This is a genomic window from Saccharothrix mutabilis subsp. mutabilis, assembly GCF_039521145.1.
Classification (GTDB): domain Bacteria; phylum Actinomycetota; class Actinomycetes; order Mycobacteriales; family Pseudonocardiaceae; genus Actinosynnema; species Actinosynnema mutabilis.
The window spans coordinates 255,182-272,591 of record NZ_BAAABU010000008.1 but is presented as its reverse complement, the minus strand read 5'-3'; the positions used below and the strand labels follow the sequence as shown (position 1 = coordinate 272,591).

Annotated in this window: 17 protein-coding genes; 12 read left to right on the top strand and 5 right to left on the bottom strand. The window is 72.8% G+C overall.

The features are described from left to right. Positions 1-49: 49 nt before the first annotated feature. The 4 genes from ABD126_RS20540 to ABD126_RS20525 all read left to right on the top strand — a co-directional run bounded on the left by ABD126_RS20540 (position 50) and on the right by ABD126_RS20525 (position 4,825). Positions 50-1,150 (top strand): J domain-containing protein, encoded by a 1,101-nt coding sequence (locus ABD126_RS20540; protein ID WP_343935471.1) that lies wholly within the window; start codon positions 50-52, stop codon positions 1,148-1,150. A gap of 89 nt (positions 1,151-1,239) precedes the next feature. Beyond that, positions 1,240-2,418 carry an LLM class flavin-dependent oxidoreductase gene (locus ABD126_RS20535; RefSeq protein WP_343935470.1) on the top strand — a complete coding sequence of 393 codons (1,179 nt, stop codon included), beginning with the start codon at positions 1,240-1,242 and terminating at the stop codon, positions 2,416-2,418. Between the two features lie 302 nt (positions 2,419-2,720). After that, positions 2,721-3,287, top strand: coding sequence for an HhH-GPD-type base excision DNA repair protein (locus ABD126_RS20530; RefSeq protein ID WP_343935469.1), 567 nt, complete (start codon positions 2,721-2,723; stop codon positions 3,285-3,287). Between the two features lie 14 nt (positions 3,288-3,301). Next, on the top strand, positions 3,302-4,825 hold the full coding sequence (locus ABD126_RS20525) for a serine/threonine-protein kinase (protein ID WP_343935468.1): 1,524 nt from the start codon (positions 3,302-3,304) through the stop codon (positions 4,823-4,825). Here ABD126_RS20525 and ABD126_RS20520 read toward each other — a convergent pair. Further along, entirely contained in the window at positions 4,759-5,955 is a 1,197-nt protein-coding gene (locus ABD126_RS20520; RefSeq protein WP_343935467.1) for an MFS transporter, read from the bottom strand. The genes ABD126_RS20525 and ABD126_RS20520 overlap by 67 nt on opposite strands. Before the next feature lie 81 nt (positions 5,956-6,036). Between ABD126_RS20520 and ABD126_RS20515 the strand changes: the two genes are divergently transcribed. The 6 genes from ABD126_RS20515 to ABD126_RS20490 all read left to right on the top strand — a co-directional run bounded on the left by ABD126_RS20515 (position 6,037) and on the right by ABD126_RS20490 (position 9,679). Continuing rightward, a complete protein-coding gene (locus ABD126_RS20515; protein ID WP_425542850.1) occupies positions 6,037-6,357 on the top strand; it encodes an ArsR/SmtB family transcription factor in 321 nt (106 codons plus the stop codon). 106 nt (positions 6,358-6,463) lie between these two features. Then, on the top strand, positions 6,464-7,240 hold the full coding sequence (locus ABD126_RS20510) for an ABC transporter permease (RefSeq protein ID WP_343935465.1): 777 nt from the start codon (positions 6,464-6,466) through the stop codon (positions 7,238-7,240). After that, positions 7,233-8,027: an ABC transporter permease gene (locus ABD126_RS20505; protein WP_343935464.1), complete on the top strand. Its 795-nt coding sequence runs from the start codon at positions 7,233-7,235 to the stop codon at positions 8,025-8,027. The genes ABD126_RS20510 and ABD126_RS20505 overlap by 8 nt, the downstream gene beginning before the upstream one ends. Continuing rightward, positions 8,024-8,980, top strand: a complete 957-nt coding sequence (locus ABD126_RS20500; RefSeq protein ID WP_343935463.1) for an ABC transporter ATP-binding protein — start codon at positions 8,024-8,026, stop codon at positions 8,978-8,980. Before ABD126_RS20505 ends, ABD126_RS20500 begins: the two co-directional genes overlap by 4 nt. 44 nt (positions 8,981-9,024) lie before the next feature. Further along, the gene (locus tag ABD126_RS20495; protein WP_343935461.1) at positions 9,025-9,420 is read left to right on the top strand and encodes a bacteriophage spanin2 family protein; all 396 of its coding nucleotides are present in this window, start codon (positions 9,025-9,027) and stop codon (positions 9,418-9,420) included. Positions 9,421-9,487: 67 nt separating this feature from the next. Further along, positions 9,488-9,679 (top strand): DUF1918 domain-containing protein, encoded by a 192-nt coding sequence (locus ABD126_RS20490; protein ID WP_343935460.1) that lies wholly within the window; start codon positions 9,488-9,490, stop codon positions 9,677-9,679. A 254-nt stretch (positions 9,680-9,933) separates the two neighbouring features. Here the strand turns inward: ABD126_RS20490 and ABD126_RS20485 are convergent, their stop codons facing one another. Beyond that, positions 9,934-10,620: a TetR/AcrR family transcriptional regulator gene (locus ABD126_RS20485; RefSeq protein ID WP_343935459.1), complete on the bottom strand. Its 687-nt coding sequence runs from the start codon at positions 10,618-10,620 to the stop codon at positions 9,934-9,936. A gap of 74 nt (positions 10,621-10,694) precedes the next feature. Here ABD126_RS20485 and ABD126_RS20480 point away from each other — a divergent pair, with 74 nt between their 5' ends. After that, positions 10,695-11,603: an NAD-dependent epimerase/dehydratase family protein gene (locus tag ABD126_RS20480; protein WP_343935458.1), complete on the top strand. Its 909-nt coding sequence runs from the start codon at positions 10,695-10,697 to the stop codon at positions 11,601-11,603. A 4-nt stretch (positions 11,604-11,607) separates the two neighbouring features. On the opposite strand, the gene ABD126_RS20475 is transcribed toward ABD126_RS20480, so the two are convergent. Continuing rightward, positions 11,608-12,423 (bottom strand): inositol monophosphatase family protein, encoded by an 816-nt coding sequence (locus tag ABD126_RS20475; protein ID WP_343935457.1) that lies wholly within the window; start codon positions 12,421-12,423, stop codon positions 11,608-11,610. A 65-nt stretch (positions 12,424-12,488) separates the two neighbouring features. Continuing rightward, positions 12,489-13,478: a malate dehydrogenase gene (locus tag ABD126_RS20470; RefSeq protein WP_343935456.1), complete on the bottom strand. Its 990-nt coding sequence runs from the start codon at positions 13,476-13,478 to the stop codon at positions 12,489-12,491. Positions 13,479-13,637: 159 nt separating this feature from the next. Between ABD126_RS20470 and ABD126_RS20465 the strand changes: the two genes are divergently transcribed. Next, a complete protein-coding gene (locus tag ABD126_RS20465) occupies positions 13,638-14,228 on the top strand; it encodes a pentapeptide repeat-containing protein (RefSeq protein WP_343935455.1) in 591 nt (196 codons plus the stop codon). Here ABD126_RS20465 and ABD126_RS20460 read toward each other — a convergent pair. Beyond that, positions 14,222-17,401 carry a TNT domain-containing protein gene (locus tag ABD126_RS20460; RefSeq protein WP_343935454.1) on the bottom strand — a complete coding sequence of 1,060 codons (3,180 nt, stop codon included), beginning with the start codon at positions 17,399-17,401 and terminating at the stop codon, positions 14,222-14,224. The two genes, ABD126_RS20465 and ABD126_RS20460, sit on opposite strands and share 7 nt — an antisense overlap. Between the last annotated feature and the right edge of the window lie 9 nt (positions 17,402-17,410).

The following is a 17,410-nucleotide window of genomic DNA, read 5'->3' as shown; positions in this document are numbered from 1 at the left end:
CCTAGCCGTGACCGCACCCGGACTGACAGTGCCGCTAAGGTCTGCCCTCGTGCGCGGGGTCGACTACTACGAACTCCTCGGGGTGGGTCGCAACGCGTCCCCGGCGGAGATCAAGACCGCCTACCGGTCGCTGGCCAAGGTCATGCACCCCGACGCGGGCGGTTCCTCGGTGACCTTCCGCATGCTCCAGGAGGCCTACGACACCCTGCGCGACCCGGCCCGACGCCGCGACTACGACCGCGGCTGGACGTTCGCCCGGCCCGGCACGCGCCCCACGGCGACCCGGCCGCCGCGCACCGGTCGGGTCGGGCGGTTGCGCAACTTCGGGGAGGATCCCGACTTCGTACCCCCGAAGCCCGCCGTGGACCTGGGCGGCGTCGCGTGGTGGCACCTGGTCGACACGACCCAGCGGGTCCGGTACGCGCCGGTCGCCGGGCCGGGGCACGCGCCCGCGCTGGCCGCGCTGTGCGGGTGGTTCTTCCTGCTGCTGCCGGTCTTCTCCCTGGACTTCTCGCCGTTGACGCTGGGCCTGTGGCTGCTGGTCGTCGCGGCGGCGGCGGTGGCGGCGTTCCGGCTGGTCAAGCGGTACATCGCGGCGGTGCGGGCGGATCGCGACTTCGCCGCGGCGGTGGACACGGACGTCGTCCACGGCACCACCGACGACCGGCCGTGCGAGCGGATCACCGCCGACCTGCTCAGCCGGTACCTGACCCGCCTGCCGGGCGCGCGGATCTTCCACGGCCTGGCGTGGCCGGACTCGGTGTTCGCCGACGTGGACCACGCCGTGCTGTGCGGGCGGCGGCTGGTGCTGATCGAGTCCAAGGCGTGGCTGCCCGGCCACTACACCGCCGAGGACGACGGGACGCTGTGGCGCAACGGCCACCCGTTCCGCGGTGGCGGGACGCGGCTGGCACGCAGCCTCGCGCTGTACCGGAAGTTGTTGCCGTGGCTGGACATCCGCACCGTGCTGCTGGTGTACCCGAGCCGGGCGGGCGAGGTGACGGCGGACGACGTGGACGTGCCCGTGCCGCCGATGACGCCCGCGCAGTTCGTGGAGGAGATCGGCGACTGGCTGGCCGAGGAGCCCGCCACGGTGGACCGGGAGGCCTACCGGGTGCTGCTCGGCCGGGTCGTGCCGATCGTGCGCTGATCAGCCGTTTGGCCGCTGCCTACCGGGGGTGCGCGCGGGCTACCGTCGCGCGGACCACGCCGCCGCCCCGGTCCCGAGGAGCCCCGCCGATGAAGATCGACGTCTTCAACGAGATCCAGGACCCCAGACCGTGGCAGACCGGCCACCAGGCGGCCCGCATCGGTGAGGCGCTGGAACAGGCGAAGCTGGCCGACGAGCTGGGTTACGGCTGTTGGTGGCAGGTGGAGCACCACGGCGCCGAGGAGTTCAGCCTGTCGTCGGCCCCGGAGCTGGTGCTGGCGGCCCTCTCGCAACAGACGTCCCGCATCCGCCTGGGCCACGCGGCCGTCCTGGCGCCCGCGCGGTTCAACCACCCGATCCGGGTGGCGGAGCGCGCCGCCATGCTCGACGTCCTCAGCGGCGGCCGGCTGGAACTGGGCCTGACCCGCTCGACCACGCCCGAGTGGCGCTTGTTCGGCATCGACCCGGCCGACGTGCGCCGCCAGACGCAGCAGGCGTTCGAGATGGTGCCGAAGATGTGGACGTCCGAACGCTTCTCGCACTCCAGCGAGGACTTCGAGATCCACGACGTGCCTATCGTGCCGAAGCCGCTGCAACAGCCCCACCCGCCGCTGTGGCAGGCCGCCGCCTCCCCCGCGTCCTTCGAGGAGGCGGGCCGCCGGGGCGTCGGCGTCCTGGGCACCACGATCTGGGAGTCGGTGGAGCGCGTCCGCCGCATGGTCGCCCTGTACCGGGCGGCGGCGGAGGCGTGCACCGATCCGGTCGGGGCGTACGTCAACAACCAGGTCGCCTTCTTCACCTTCGTCCACTGCGCGGAAACCGACGAACAGGCGATCCGCAACGGCGCGGTGGCAGCCGCCGCTTGGTACACCGTTCAGGCCCTGACGTTCTTCGAAGCGGCAGCCGCTTTCGTGGAAACGGTGGAACACCAGAAACGCCTCATGGAAGACCCGTCCGGCGGCGGCCTGACCGGCGATTTCCTGCGAGCGGAAGCAGCGGCCTTCACCGGCCCGAACCGCGCCCAACTGGTGATCGGCCGGGTCCTGCAGGGCGAACAGGTCCCGGACGAGGAGATCTTCGAGGCCCTGAACGAGCAGGACTCGCTGATCGTGGGCAGCCCGGAAACCTGCCGCAAGAAGCTGCGCACCTACGCGGACCTGGGCATCGACCGCCTGATGGCGTTCCACCAGGTAGGCGGCCTGACCCACGAGTCGGTCATGACGAGCCTCCGCCTGATCGGCGACCTGATCCCCGAGTTCGACCGCTGACCCGTGTTACCGGAAACCGCTCGATCGGGTGGCAAGAACCGAGGTCGTTGTCCCCAAGGTTCGTCGGTGTCGTCGGCTCGCCGGTCATCTTCCTCAACGACATCACGGTCGTCGTGGTGGGCGTCGGGCGTCTTCGCACGGTGCTCGCGGCGATCGGCACCGTGCTGTGCGGCGGCTGCGACACCCCGGCGAACTCCGGATCCCCCTCCAACCGACGTTCGGCGCGGACAAGGCCGTCTTCGTCGGCCAGGCCCGACCGGAACCCACCAGCGCCCCCGGCGCCACCGTGGGATGCTTCGCCCATGACCCGCAAGGTGTGCCTGGCCCAGAACCCCGAGGCGGACGAACTCCTGGCCAAGGACATGTTCGCCCTGCTCGTCGGCATGATGCTGGACCAGCAGATCCCCATGGAGAAGGCGTTCAGCGGGCCCAGGGTGTTGGCTGATCGGATGGGTGGGTGGTCGCCGCGGCTCGTGGCTGAGGCGGGTGAGGAGGAGTTCGCCGGGTTCATGGCCACGCCTCCCGCCGTGCACCGGTTCCCCGGGTCGATGGGCAAGCGGGTGCAGGCGTTGGCTCGGGCCGTGGTCGAGGAGTACGACGGGGACGTTTCGCGGATCTGGGCCGACGGGGACGGGAAGGTCGTGCTCAAGCGGTTGAAGGCGTTGCCCGGGTTCGGGGACCAGAAGGCGCGGATCTTCCTCGCCCTGTTGGGCAAGCAGTTCGGGGTCGAGCCGGACGGGTGGCGGGAGGCGGCCGGGGCTTACGGCGAGGCCGGGAGTCGGCGGAGCGTGGCCGATGTCGTGGATTCCGTGTCGCTCGGACAGGTCCGGGAGTTCAAGAAGGCGGCCAAGGCAGCGGCCAAGGGGTGAATTAGAGTCCCGGCGTGCAGTTGCCGGGGTTGGCCGATCTCACGCCGTTGGGACAGGGCGGGTTCGCCACCGTGTACCGCGCCCGCCAGGTGCGGTTGAACCGGGACGTCGCCGTCAAGATCGACAACCGGGTGTTGCAGACCGACCGCGACCGGCGGCGGTTCCTGCGCGAGGCGCACGCCGCGGCGCGGTTGTCCGGGCACCCGCACGTCGTGGCCGTGCACGCCGCCGACATCACGCCGCAGGGCACGCCTTACCTGGTCATGGAGCTGTGCACGGGCGGGTCGTTGGCCGACGTCGTGCGGCGCGAGGGGCCGTTGCCGGCTGAACGGGTCCGGCAGTTGGGCGTGCAGTTGGCCGACGCCCTGGCGGCGGCGCACGCGGAAGGCGTGCTGCACCGGGACATCAAGCCCGGCAACATCCTCGTGGACCGGTACGGCACGGCGAAGTTGGCCGATTTCGGGCTGGCGGCGCTGGTGGACGCCGAGGGCGGGTCCACGGTCACGCGGGACGCGCTGAGCCCCAGTTATGCGCCGCCCGAGGCGTTCGCGATGGCCCAGCCGACGCCCGTCGGGGACGTCTACGCCCTGGCCGCGACGCTGTACGACCTGCTGGCGGGGAAGCCGCCCCGGCCGGTGCCGTGGCCGATCGAGTCGTTCGACCACCTGGGTGAGGTGCTGCGGTCACCGGTGCCGGTGGTGCCGGGAGTGCCGCGGGACCTGCACGAAACCCTCGTGCGGGCGCTGACGCCGGACATCGCCTACCGCACGCCTTCCGCCGCCCGGTTCAGGGATGAGTTGAGGGGCGAGCAGAGGGGCGAGCTGCGGGACGAGTGGCGGGACGGGCTGCGGGGTGCGGTTAGTGCTCCGCGGGTGCCGGATCCGGCGATGCCGTCGGCCGGGATGGCGCAGGGAGGGATGCCGCCGGCCGGGATGGCGGGGGCGCCGGTGCCGCGGGCGGTGTCGGGGCCGGCGGCGCAGTGGGTGTCGGCGCAGTCGGGGCCGTTGCCGCGCAGGAAGCCGTGGACCGTGGTGGTCGGGGCGGCGGTGTTGGCGATCGTCGTCGCGTTCGGGACCTGGTGGTGGGTTTCCCGGGAAGACACCAGGACCGCCGCCGGGGTCGAACCCGGCGGGGCCAGAGTGGCCGAGGAAGAGCCGCCGCCGCGGTTGAAGGCCTGCGCCACCGGGTTCTGCGTCGCCGAACCCACCTGCTACCACGGCATCAACTCGGTCGGCGGCAAGGCCTCGACCGCGCGCCGGGCCGCCGACTGCTCGATCCCCCACTTCTGGGAGGCCTACGCGGGCGGTTGGCTGTCCGGCGCGGTCCCGCAGGTCAACGACGACGAGTTGGTCAAAGCGCCCGAGGTGAAGGACGTGTGCACGGCCGCCGCCATGAAGGCCAACACGCGGCCGACCGTGGACACGTCCACCTGGGAGATCACGGCGATCGCCTTCAGCGAGGGCGACCGCAGCTACTTCCACTGCTTCGCCAAGGACCCCGAACTCGGCGAGACGACCACCAGCGCCTTCGGTTCCTGAGGCTTGAGCACGAAGACCACCAACCCGAGCGCCACCACGGACAGCACGGACGCGATCGGGGCCAGCGGCAGCAGGCCCACCAGGCTGATCACCAACCCGCCGACCACGCCCGACAGCCCGACCCCCAGGTAGATCGCGGAAGCGTTGAGGGACAACAACAAGCCGCTGTTCTGCGGGGCCAGCGCGATCAGCCACGCCTGGATCGGCGGGTTCGCCGACCACGTCAGCGCGCCCCACAGGAACAGCGCGATCGCCGCGCCGGGCACGGTCGTCATGGTCAGCGGCAGGGTCGCCAGCACCACCGTGAAGGCGCTGAACAGCACGATCAGCACCGGCCGCGTCTCGAACCGGTCGGTGAGCCGGCCGCCCGCCCAGTTGCCGAACACGCCGCCGACGCCGTACGCGACGAGCAGCAGGCTGATCGCGAGGCCGTCGACGTGGGCGGTCGCGGTGAGCAGGGGCGCGATGTAGTTGAAGACGCTGAACACCGCGAGGCACGCCAGCACGGTCAGCACCAGGACGGTGATCACGCGCCGGTCCGCGGCCGGGGCGAAGCGCTCGCGCAGCGCGACGGCCGGCGGCGCCTCGACGCGCGGCAACCCGACCCGCACGGCGACCGCGGCCACCGCCGTCACGGCCGCGATGAGCCCGAAGACGCCCTGGTAGCCGAGCGGTTCGCCGAGGAGGTTGCCCGCCGGCACGCCCAGGACCAGCGAGAACGTCAGACCGCCGAACACCAGCGCCACCGCGCGGCCCCGGCGGTCGGGCGGGGACAGGACGGTGGCGACCAGCGTGGCGGCGGGCGTGAACACGGCCGCGCCGAGGGCGCTGACCACGCGGGCGACCAGCAGCAACGGGTAGTTCGGGGCGAACGCGGCGAGCAGGTTGCCCACGGCGGACACCGCCAGGGCGACGACCAGCAGCGTGCGCCGCTCCCACCGGCCGGTCAGCGCGGCGAGCAGCGGTGACGAGAGCGCGTAGGCGATGGCGAACGCGGTGAGCAGCTGGCCGGCGGTGGCGTGCGAGACGCCCAGCTCGTGGCTCACGGCCGGCAGGACGCCGGACACGATGTACCCGCTCGTGCCGATGGTGAACGCACCGGCGGTGAGCAGGTAGGTGCGGGCAGACATGAGTCGGAGTTCCCCCAGTCGCTTGATGTTTCGACGGTGACCGTACTACGAGATTCATCGAAATACGATGGCCGTCGTAGGATGGGCCGCATGACCGCAGTGCTGCCGCACCCCGAGCGCGACGAGATCCGGATCGAGGCGGTGCTCCACGCCCTGGCGGACCCGGTGCGGCTGCACATCGTGCGCGAACTGGCGCGCACGGAGGAGGGGCTGTCCTGCGGGGTGCAGCTGGACCTGGGGATCAGCGCGTCCACCCTGACCCACCACGTGCGCACGCTGCGCGAGGCCGGCGTGGTCCGCGTGCAGCCGCGGGGAACGGCCCGGATCAGCACCCTGCGCCGCGAGGACCTCGACACCCTCTACCCGGGCCTGCTCAACGGCATCCTCGCCGCGCCCCGCTAGCTCCCCGGGCCGGCGGGCGGGGCGTCGGGGGCGGGAAGCCGGCGATGCGCGGGCCGGCCGGCTCGGGTGGGAAATCCATTTGCCGGCGGACCTAGGGTCGAAAGACGTGCGCGCCTACGCCCATCTCGCGCTCGCCGGATTCCGCCGCTACTCCACCTACCGCCAAGCGATGCTCGCCGGTCTCGCCGCGAACGTCGTCTTCGGCCTGCTCCGCACCGCCGTCCTCGTCGCCACCGTGGGCGCCGCGCCGGTCGCCGGGTACGACGCCGCCTCCGTCGTCACCTACGTGTGGCTCGGTCAAGGACTGCTCGCCTTCGTCGTCCTCTGGGGCGAATCCCAACTGTCCGAACGCATCCGCACCGGTGACGTCGTCGTCGACCTGTACCGCCCGTGGCACCTTCAGGCCGCGCTGCTCGCCGAGGACGTCGGGCGGGCCGCGTACGCCGTCGTCGTCCGGCTCGTCCCGCCGGTCGCCATCGGCGCGCTGCTCTTCCCCTTCCGCTGGCCCGCGCCGCACACCTGGCCGCTGTTCGCGGTCAGCGCCGTGCTCGCGCTGGTCATCAGCTTCGGCCTGCGGTTCATCCTCAACTGCACCACCTTCTGGCTGCTCGACAGCCGGGGCGTGCGCAACGTGTACGAGGTGGCCAGCGGGCTGGTGTGCGGGTTGATCGTGCCGCTCGCCTTCATGCCGGAGTGGGCGCGGGACGCCCTCTGGGCCACGCCGTTCCCCTACCTCATCCAGGCGCCGATCGACGTCTTCCTCGAACGCGGTCCACAGTGGACGGTCATTGCGCTGCAAGCGTTCTGGGCCGTCGTCGTGCTCGTGGCGGGGCACTTCGTGTTGTCGCGGGCCGTGCGGAAGGTCGTGGTGCAGGGTGGTTGAGACCTACGTCCGGCTGCTGGTCGCACGCCTGCGCGGGCAGTTCGCCTACCGGACCTCGTTCGCCCTCGAAGTCTTCGCGCAGGCCCTGGTGCAGGCGATCGAACTCGCCGCCATCACGATCGTCTTCAGCCACGTCAAGGCGCTCGGCGGGTTCGACGTGCACGAGGTGGTCCTCATGTACGCGATCGCCGCGACCGCGTTCGGGCTCGCCGACCTCACCGCCGGCCAGCTCAACGAGCTGCCGAACTACATCCGCACCGGCTCGTTCGACGTGCTCCTGTTGCGCCCCTTGGGAACCCTGCCCCAGGTCATGGTCGCGGACATCCGCCTCAAGCGCATCGGCCGCACGCTGTTCGGGCTCGCCGCGATGGCCTACGCCCTCAGCCACAACGACATCGCGTGGTCACCGGCGAAAGCCGTGCTCGCCGCCGTCGCACCGCTCGCCGGCGCGGTGATCTTCGGGTCGGTGTGGGTGGTGGCGTGCGCGGTGTGCTTCTGGCTGGTCGAGGGGCAGGAGCTGGCCAACACCGTCACCTACGGCAGCAACGCGTTCACCTCCTACCCCGTCACCGTCTACTCCGGCTGGCTGCGCCGGTTCATGGCGTTCGTCGTGCCCGGCGCGTTCGTCGCCTACTACCCCGGGCTCGCCCTGCTCGACCGGGCCGACCCGCTGGGCGGCCCCGCGGTCCTGGGGTGGATCTCACCGCTGGTCGCACTGGTCGCCGCCGTCGGCGCGGGGCTGGTGTGGCGGTTCGCCGTCCGCCACTACCGAGGGACCGGGTCATGATCGAAGTCCGCGAGCTGTGCCGCGAGTTCACCGTCACCACCAAGGCCGGGCGGTTCCGGCGACGACGCCACCGGGTGCGCGCGGTGGACTCGGTCAGCTTCGACGTCGCCGCGGGCGAGGCCGTCGGGTACGTCGGGCCCAACGGCGCGGGCAAGTCCACGACGATCAAGATGCTCACCGGCATCCTCGTGCCGACCTCCGGGCACGTCCGGGTCGCGGGCGTGGACCCCGCGCGGGCCCGGCGGGACCTCGCGCGCCGGATCGGCGTGGTGTTCGGGCAGCGCAGCCAGCTGTGGTGGGACCTGCCGCTGCGGGACAGCTTCGACCTGCTGCGCTCGATCTACCGGGTGGACGCCCGCGACCACGCCCGCCGCCTGGCCGAGTGCGTCGAACTGCTGGACCTGGCGGACTTCCTGGACCGGCCGGTGCGGCAGCTGTCACTGGGCCAGCGGATGCGCGGCGAGGTCACCGCGGCCCTGCTGCACGGCCCGGAACTGCTGGTCCTGGACGAGCCGACGATCGGGCTGGACCTGGAGTCCAAGGAGCGGTTGCGGGAGTTCCTGGCCGACCTGAACACCCAGCGCGGCACCACGCTCCTGCTCACCACGCACGACCTGGACGACATCGAACGGCTGTGCCCGCGGCTGGTGGTGATCGATCGCGGCACGGTGCTCGCCGACGGACCGCTGGAGGCGCTGCGGGCGGAGGTCGTGCCCGAGCGCGTCCTCGTCGTGGACTTGGAGAAGCCGGCGGAACCGCTCACGGGCATCGCGGGCGTGGTGGACGTGCGCACCGACCTGGGCGGATTGCGACAGCACCTCACGTTCCGCAAGGGCGAGACGACCGCCGCGGCCGTCATCTCCGCCGTCGCGGCCCGCGCGGACGTGCACGACCTGGTGGTCGAGGAACCCGAGATCGACGATGTGGTGCGCCGGCTGTACGCGCGTCGGTAGAGTCGGGCGAAACGGTCACGCACCACCTACTCACGGGAGTCACCATGCGCGCAGGTCGTCCGGTCGCCACCATCCTGCTGGCACTGGGACTCGTCGGCGCGGTGTCCGGGTGCGAGGCCGTGCAGCAGGCGCAGGACACCGCGAACTCCGTCGGCCAGGCGACCGACAAGGCGAAGCTGTGCCTGGACGCGCTCGCCCTCGCCGGCTTCACCCCGAACACCGCCGACCCGCAGAAGGCGGTCCAGGAGACCCAGGCGAAGGCGGAGGAGCTGGAGAAGCTGGCCGCGCAGGCCGGTGACGCCACGCTCAAGGACGCCATCAACGGCGTGTCCGACACCATGGGCCAGCTGACCGTCAACGACCTCGACCCGGCCAAGCTCGCCGAGTGGACCTCCAAGAAGCTGGAGACGGTGAACAAGCTGTCCCAGGCTTGCGGCTGAGCGGAAACGTCAGGCTGTCGGTACCTTCGGAGGCGTCCTACGCTGTGACGCACCGGAGGTGTTGCAGATGCACGCGACAGTAGGCGACCGGTTGCACGTCCACAGCCGCGCTGTGGGTCTCGACGAGCAGGTGGGCGAGATCCTGGAGGTGCGCGGCGAGGAGGGTGCGCCCCCGTACCTGGTCCGCTTCTCCGACGGCCACGAGGGGCTGGTCTACCCCGGCCCCGACTGCCTGGTGGAGCCCCGGACCGGCGACTAGCCCAACCGAACCGACGGGGTTCGCGCGAGCCCGCCGGATTTTGCGCCGAGCCGGCCGGGTCCGCGCCGAGCCGGGCGGGGTTCGCGCCGAGCCTGCGCCGGGTTCGCCGCGCGCCGACCAGGTTCGCACCGCGCCCGCCGGGCCTGCGCCGATCCCGCGCCGCGCCGGCCGGGCGTGCGCCGGTTCGGCACCGAGCCGGCCGGGTCCGCGCCGGGTTCGCCGCGCCGGGTTCGCGTGGGCGGCACGTTCCGCGGTCAGTCCGACAGCAGGGACTCGACCTCGGCGCGGTACAGCAGCGCCGGGTCGAAGCCCATCGGCCCGAACTGGCCCGCCACCTCCAGGCTCAGCACGCCGTGCAGCCTGGTGAACGCCCGCAGCCCGGTCAGCAGCACGGTCGGGTGCAGCCCGCCCTCGCCCCGCGCCGCCGCCCACTCCCGCAACTGCCGCGCGAGCGGGGAGTCCGCCGCCTGCCACGACCGGTCCACCGGGGGCAGGTCGGCTGACGCCTGGTCGAGCACGCTCAGGAACGCGCTCATCGTGCGGTGTGCGAGGGCGATCGTGTCGTGTGGCGCGTGGTAGCCCGGCAAGGGTGTGCCGAACAGCAGCAGATAGCGGTGCGGTTGCGCCAGCGCCCACGCGCGGAACGCGTCCGCGAAGCTGTGCACGCGGTAGCGGTGCGGCCTGCCCACCGTGCCCGCCACCGCCGTCTCCACCTGGTCCGCGAGGTCGCTCCACGCGTCCCGGACCAGGTCATTGAGCAGTTCGTCGCGGTTCTTGAAGTACCGGTAGAGCGCCGGTCCCGTCACGCCCATGCGCTTGGCGATGGCGTTGACCGAGATGCCGCCGACGCCCTGCTCCGCCAGTTGCTCCAGCGCGATGCGCTTGGCCTCTTCCTTCGTCTCCTCGCGGTACTTCACGCGCCGGTCGTTGACCACCCGCACCCCACCTCCTTGAGAAGGACTCTAACTTGTGTTAGAACTTCTAACAGAAGTTAGAGCATCTCAGGGGAGCGGGCATGACGGTCGTGGTGTTGGGCGCGGGGCGGGGCATCGGGTTCGAGGTCGCGCGGCAGTTGGTGGCGGACGGTCGCGAGGTTCGGGCCGTGACGCGCTCCGGCGGCGTGCCGAAGGGCGCGGAGGACGTGCGGGCCGACCTGATGGACCGCGAGTCGGCGGTCAAGGCGGCGGCCGGCGCGTCGGTGGTCCACCTGGCGGCCAACGTCCCGTACACCAGCTGGGCGGACATGCTGCCCACGATGTTCGACAACGCGGTCGCCGCCGCCGAGTCAGCCGGGGCGAAGCTGGTGCTCGCGGACAACCTGTACTCGTACGGCCCGGTGCCGGAGCCGTTCGACGAGACCACGCCGGAACGCCCGGTCGGCCCGAAGGAGAAGCTGCGCAGCGCGCTGGGCAAGCGCCTGCTGACCGCGTCCGTGCCGGTGGTGCTGGCCCGCTCCAGCGACTACTACGGCCCGGGCGGCCACGGTTCCCTGCCCGGCGAGCTGGTGCTGAAGCCGCTGGCGGCGGGCCGGCGGCCGTTCTGGTTCGGCCCGCTCGACGTGCGGCACACCTTCGCCTACCTCGCCGACACCGCCCGCGCCCAGATCGTGCTCGGCGACGACCCGAGGGCCGACGGCGGCGTCTGGCACACCCCCGCGGCCCAGACCCTGACCGTGCGGGAGTTCATCGCCCTGGCCGGGCGGGTCGTCGGCAAGCCGGCCAAGCCGATCGCGCTGCCGAACGCGGCCGTGCAGGTCATGGCGTTGTTCGACAAGCGGGTGCGCGGCGTGGGCGAACTTGCCCACCAGCGCACCAAGCCGTGGGTCGTGGACCACTCGGCGTACGAGGGGACCTTCGACCCGCTGCCGGTGACGCCGCACGAGGAGGCCATCGCCAAGACCGTCGAGTGGTACCGCACCCGCTGAGCGGTCAGCCCAGGATCGTGGTGATCAGCTCGTCGGCCAGGGCCGGGGTCGCTGCGGCGATGCCGGACCAGCGGCGGGTCAGGTCGAGGTCGAAGGTGAGCGGGCGGCCGTGGAGGTCGAGCAGCGCGCCGCCGGCCGCCGGGACCGTGACCAGGGCGGCGATCAGGTCCATCAGGCGGTGGGTGTCCGAGCCGGGGTCGGCGAAGGCGTCCACCGAGCCCTCCGCCACCAACATCGTCTCCAGGCACGTCGTGCACAGCACGCGGATGCGGTCGGCGGCGTCGGCCAGGCGCATCCAAGCCTCTTCGGTGCCGCGCTTGGGTCGCATCAGGCACACCGACGCGCCCTTGAGGACCGTCCGACCCGACGTGCGGAACGGCGTCTGCTCCCCCGCCTTCGCCGACCACGCCCGGCCGGTGTCGAACCAGACGGTCAGGGCCTCCACCGGCTCCTCGTCCAGCACCAAGGCCCCCGCGAAGCACGACAGGGGGACGCCGAGCGCCGCGTTGGCCGACCCGTCCACGGGGTCGACGACCAGGGTCGCGGCGGACCCGTTGTCCACGAACCCGGCCTCCTCGGACAGCAGGTTCGCGCCCGCCGCCGTGGCCGCTTCCAGGATCGCCGCCTCCACGATCGCGTCCACCCGCATGGTGGGCGTGCCGTCCGCACCGCCCGCGACCTCTTCCCGCAGCTCGGCACGGGTGTGCGCGGCGCGGGCCTGCTGGTGGGCGCGGGACGCCGCGCGGGCCGTGGCGGCCAGGGTGGGGTGGACGTCGGGCGACAGCTCGGGCTGCGGGACGGGCCACGGGTTCTTGGTCACGCCGACCAGCCTTCCACGAAGAAAGCCCCCGCGTCCGGGACGCGGGGGCTCTCGTTTCAGGACTCTCAGATCAGGCCCAGGGCCTTCACCGCGTCGCGCTCCTCGACCAGCTCGGCCACGGAGGCGTCGATGCGGGCGCGGGAGAAGTCGTCGATCTCCAGGCCCTGCACGATCTCGTAGCGGCCGTCCTTGGCGACCACCGGGAACGACGAGATCAGGCCCTCCGGCACGCCGTAGGAGCCGTCCGACACGACCGCCGCCGACGTCCAGTCGCCCTCGGGGGTGCCGTTGACCCACGAGTACACGTGGTCGATCGCCGCGTTCGCCGCCGACGCCGCCGACGACGCGCCGCGCGCCTCGATGATCGCCGCGCCGCGCTTGGCCACGGTCGGGATGAAGGTGTTCTCCAGCCAGTCCTGGTCGTTCACGGCCTGCGCCGCGACCTGACCGTTGACCTCGGCGTGGAACAGGTCCGGGTACTGGGTGGCCGAGTGGTTGCCCCAGATGGTGAGCTTCTTGATGTCGCTGACCGTGACGCCGAGCTTCTTCGCGAGCTGCGAGAGGGCGCGGTTGTGGTCCAGGCGGGTCATCGCGGTGAAGCGCTCGGCCGGGACGTCCGGCGCGTGCTGCTGGGCGATGAGGGCGTTGGTGTTGGCCGGGTTGCCGACGACCAGCACGCGGACGTCGTCCGCCGCGCCCGCGTTGATGGCCTCGCCCTGCGGCTTGAAGATGCCGCCGTTGGCCTCCAGCAGGTCACCCCGCTCCATGCCCTTGGTGCGCGGGCGGGCGCCGACGAGCAGGGCGATGTTCACGCCGTCGAACGCCGTCTTGGCGTCGTCGGTGATGTCGATGCCGGACAGCAGCGGGAAGGCGCAGTCGTCCAGCTCCATCGCGGTGCCCTCGGCGGCCTTGACGGCCTGCGGGATCTCCAGCAGGCGCAGGCGGACCGGGACATCGGGGCCCAGCAGGTGGCCGGAGGCGATGCGGAACAGCAGTGCGTAGCCGATCTGGCCGGCCGCACCGGTGACGGTGACGTTCACGGGCGTGCGGGTCATGAGCCTTCCCGAATGACGATCCAACGGCTTCAGTCCTCGGGCACGACCACTAGGCAGGCAGCACCTGTCAGCGGCGGTCTCTACTCCGGGACCGGCGCATCGGGCGGTTTGCCCGACGCGGTGAGGTTACCAACCGGCGAACGATGACAAGGTGTGACAGTGGACATCATCGTGGGGGACGACTTCAGCGACGCCGACCTGGTGGGGCAGCGGTGGGAGGGGCGCGCGTTCGAGCGGTGCGACTTCACCGACGCCGACCTGCGCCGCCTGGTGACGTCGGGCTGCACCTTCACCGAGTGCACGTTCGACCGCACCGACCTCGGGGCGTCCGAGCACTCGGCGACGGCGTTCCGGTCGTGCGCGTTCCGGGGCGCGACGCTGGCGTCCGCGACGTTCACCTCGTGCACGTGGCTCGGGTCGGTGTTCGTGGACTGCGTGCTGCGGCCGGTGGAGCTGGTCGAGACCGATCTCACGTTGGCCGGGTTGTCGCGGGCGCGGTTGCGGGAGGTGTCGTTGCGCGGGGTGCGGCTGCGCGAGGCCAACCTGGAGGAGGCCGACCTGCGCGACGCCGACCTCCGGGACGCCGACCTCACCGGCGCCCGGCTGCGCGGGTGCGTGTTCGAGGGCGCGGACCTGCGCGGGGCGCGCGTGGACGCGAACGGGCTGGTCGCCGCGTCCCTGCGGGGCGCCGTGGTCGACGTCGACCTGGCGGTCGCCTTCGCCGCCGCCCACGGCGTCCGCGTTCAGTGAACCGGGGCCTCCTGGTTGGCGACCTCGACCAGGACCCCGTCGGCGATCATGTCGTCCACCGACTTGGGGAGCAGGTACGCGGTGCCGCCGCCGGGCTGCTCGAACCACGGCACGGCGATGCCGGTCAGCACCTCGACCGGGCGGCGCAGGCGGTAGACGCGGTACGGGCGGTTGATCCACGACGGGACCAGTGAACGCTCCTCGAACGGGGTGCCGGCGACGTAGACCAGGTTGCCGGAGCCGTCGCCGAAGCGGTCGATCTCCATGCCGGAGGGCAGCTCGACCATCTTCTTGTGGCGGAAGAGGGTGAGCGGGGGTTCGCCGTTGAGCGGGGTGATCGGCCACTGGCGGGAGGCGGGCTTGGGGGCCTCCTGCTGCTGCGGCGGCGGGGGTGGCGGGGTCGGGCGGCGCTGCGGTTCCTCGCGGAAACCGTTGGTCAGCGGCGGGCGGTCCTCGCGGAAGCCCTCACCGGGTGCGCGGAGGGGTTCCTCGCGGAAGCCGTCCACCGGCGGGCGGTGCGGCTCGTCACGGAAGCCGTCCACCGGCGGGCGGTGCGGCTCGTCGCGGAAGCCCTCGCCGTTCAGGGGCGGGCGGTGGGGTTCCTCGCGGAACGGTTCGCCGTTGAGCGGCGGGCGCGGGGGTTGGGGGCGCGGTGGCGGGGGCGGCAGGGGGCGCGGGGTGCGGCGGCCGGTCAGGACGAGCTTGCCGACCAGGTAGGCGGCGGCGTCCTCGACGCGGTCGAAGCGGACCGGGTTGGTCGGGCCGTGGTCGAACCAGGAGACCTCCCAGTCGCGGCCCTCGGTGCGCAGCACCCACGTGCGGTCGGCCGGTTCGCCGAACCGGTACGCGGCGGGCGGCACGTCCAGCTCGTCCAGCGCGCGGCGCACCCCGGACAGCTGCTGCTCCTCCTCCGGCGTGACCTGGCGCGGCTCCACCGGCGCGGGCGGTTCCGGCTCCTCGAAGCGCTCCGGCTCGCGCGTCTCGAAGTGCTCGGGCGCCTCGAAGTGCTCGGGTTCGCGCGTCTCGAAGTGCTCGGCCGCCTCGAAGTGCTCAGGCGCCTCGAAGTGCTCCGGTTCGGCGGCCTCGAAGCGGGGCTGCTCCGCCGTCTCGAAGTGCTGCGACTCCGGGTCCTCGAAGCGGGGCTGCTCCTCGGTGAAACCCTCGTCGAAGTGGTCCTGCTCGTACCGGTCGCCCTCGTGGAACTGGTCGAACTCGGTGGTCTGCTCGACGGCTTCCGGCCGGTCCTCGGCCTCGGCCACCGGCTCGTCGGCGTACTCCGGCTCCTCCTCCACCGGCTCCTCGGCGGCGGGCTCGTCGGTGACGACGCCGACCTCCGCGGTCTCCTCGGCGGGCCGCGGCTCCTCCTCGGTGAACGGGTTCCACGCCTGGGTGGTCTCGACGTCCTCGGCGTCCCGGTCGTACTGGGCGGGCGCGAAGAGGTCCATGCCGTCCACGTAGGACTCGCGGCGGTACCGGTCGTCGATGACCGGGCCGTCCTCCTCGAACCGGACCCGGTAGGGCGGGCCGCTGTCGGCGAACTCGACTCGGTCGGAGCGCAGCTCGGTGAGGTTGGCGGTCTCCTCGACGTCCGCGCGCTGGGGCTGCTCGACGGGCTCGGCCGGCAGCTCCGGCAGCGGGGCGGCGACCGTCCGGGCCTCCGTCGGCTCGTCGTGCGGCTGCTCGGCGAACGCCTCGAACGGCTCGGGGACGTCCGCGACGGGCAGCACGGTGTCGCGGGGCGCGGCGGGCGCGCCGAGGTTCGCGGCGGCGGCGACCCGGGCGTCCTCGGGGACCTCGGGCAGCACGTAGTCGTTCGCCTTGGCCCGCTCGACCAGCTCGGGCTCGGGCGGCACGCCGTAGGCGCGCAGGTAGTAGCCGACCGCGGCGGGCCAGATCCAGTGGCCGTCGGTCTGGAAGGCGACCGGCACGACGGCCGGGGCGTCGGGGTTGAGGACGTCGGCGTCGAAGCCGCGCCCGATCACCGCGACGGGCGCGCGGTCGAGGTAGCTGCGCAGCAGCTCGCGCTCGCCCTCGGGCACGGGCGGGCGGTTCACCGACGGCCGGCCGCCGGGGCCCGCCCCGTCGAACACGCGGGCGGTCCGGAAGCCGCGCGGGGGGACGGGGGCGGGCAGGCCGGAGCCGGGGGTGGACGGGCCGGGCAGACCGGCCCCGGGTGTCGAGGGACCGGGCAGGCCGCCGGGTGTCGACGGGCCGGGCAGGCCGCCGGCGGGGGTCGGCGGGCCGGCGGGCGGGGTCGGCGGGCCGGGGACGTGCGCGTCGTGGCCGGGGAGGTGCGCGTCGTGGCCGTGGTCCGCCGGGGTGGGCGGGCCGAAGTCGTGCGGCTCGTGGCCGGCGGGCGCGACCTCGTGCGGGGGCGGCGGGAAGAGCTGCGTCTCCTGGGCCGCGTCGAAGCCGTGCGGGTCGTGGCCGGCGTCGTGGGGCGCGCCGAACGGGTGCGGCTCGTCGTGCGGTGCCCCGAACGGGTGCGGCTCGTGGGCCGGGTCGAACGCGTGCGGGTCGTGAGCCGGGTCGTGCGGTGCGCCGAAGGGGTCGTGGCCGGCGTCGTGCGGTGCCCCGAAGGGGTGAGGCTCGTGGGCCGCGTCGAAGGAGTGGGGCTCGTGGCCCGGGGTGGGCTGGAGCGGTTGGCCGCCGGGGGGCGTCGGTGGGCCGGGTTGGGCGGGCAGGGCCGGGCCCGGCGGGGTCTGCGGTGCCGGTTGCTGCGGTGCCGGTTGCTGGGCGGCCAGGCGGCGGCGCAGCCAGTCCGGCACGTTCTCCTCGGTGCGCGGGAAGAAGCGGATCTCGTCCACGTACGCCTGCGGCGGCGGTGGCGTCTGCCACGCGGGCTCGGCGCGGTCGAAGTCGAGGTTGTAGCTGGACGGGTGGTCGAGCTGGTAGCGGGCGTTCGACCAGCTCCCCCGGCCCTCCCGGTACATGCCCGCGCGCAGCCGCGCGAACAGGCCGGCCACCTCCTGCGGCGGCTGCCAGGCGCGCGGCGCGCCGTCCGCCCCCCGCACCTCGGCGGCCAGCTCGAAGTACCGGCCGGTGGCCCGGTACTCGGCAGTGACGTGGCGCCAGTCCTCCGGAGCGGCCCGCATCAGCGTGAGGCCGATCTGCTTGACCAGCGCGTCCTGCTCGGTCGGGTTCAACGGCTTCGGCTCGGACACGCCCACCATCTTCCCCCG

Bases quoted from the DNA above. Each gene is read 5' to 3' on its own strand.
- ABD126_RS20535 (WP_343935470.1), top strand. From the start codon at position 1,240: ATGAAGATCGACGTCTTCAACGAGATCCAGGACCCCAGACCGTGGCAG.
- ABD126_RS20530 (WP_343935469.1), top strand. From the start codon at position 2,721: ATGACCCGCAAGGTGTGCCTGGCCCAGAACCCCGAGGCGGACGAACTC.
- ABD126_RS20520 (WP_343935467.1), bottom strand. From the start codon at position 5,955: ATGTCTGCCCGCACCTACCTGCTCACCGCCGGTGCGTTCACCATCGGC.
- ABD126_RS20515 (WP_425542850.1), top strand. From the start codon at position 6,037: ATGGGCCGCATGACCGCAGTGCTGCCGCACCCCGAGCGCGACGAGATC.
- ABD126_RS20500 (WP_343935463.1), top strand. From the start codon at position 8,024: ATGATCGAAGTCCGCGAGCTGTGCCGCGAGTTCACCGTCACCACCAAG.
- ABD126_RS20495 (WP_343935461.1), top strand. From the start codon at position 9,025: ATGCGCGCAGGTCGTCCGGTCGCCACCATCCTGCTGGCACTGGGACTC.
- ABD126_RS20490 (WP_343935460.1), top strand. From the start codon at position 9,488: ATGCACGCGACAGTAGGCGACCGGTTGCACGTCCACAGCCGCGCTGTG.
- ABD126_RS20480 (WP_343935458.1), top strand. From the start codon at position 10,695: ATGACGGTCGTGGTGTTGGGCGCGGGGCGGGGCATCGGGTTCGAGGTC.
- ABD126_RS20470 (WP_343935456.1), bottom strand. From the start codon at position 13,478: ATGACCCGCACGCCCGTGAACGTCACCGTCACCGGTGCGGCCGGCCAG.
- ABD126_RS20460 (WP_343935454.1), bottom strand. From the start codon at position 17,401: ATGGTGGGCGTGTCCGAGCCGAAGCCGTTGAACCCGACCGAGCAGGAC.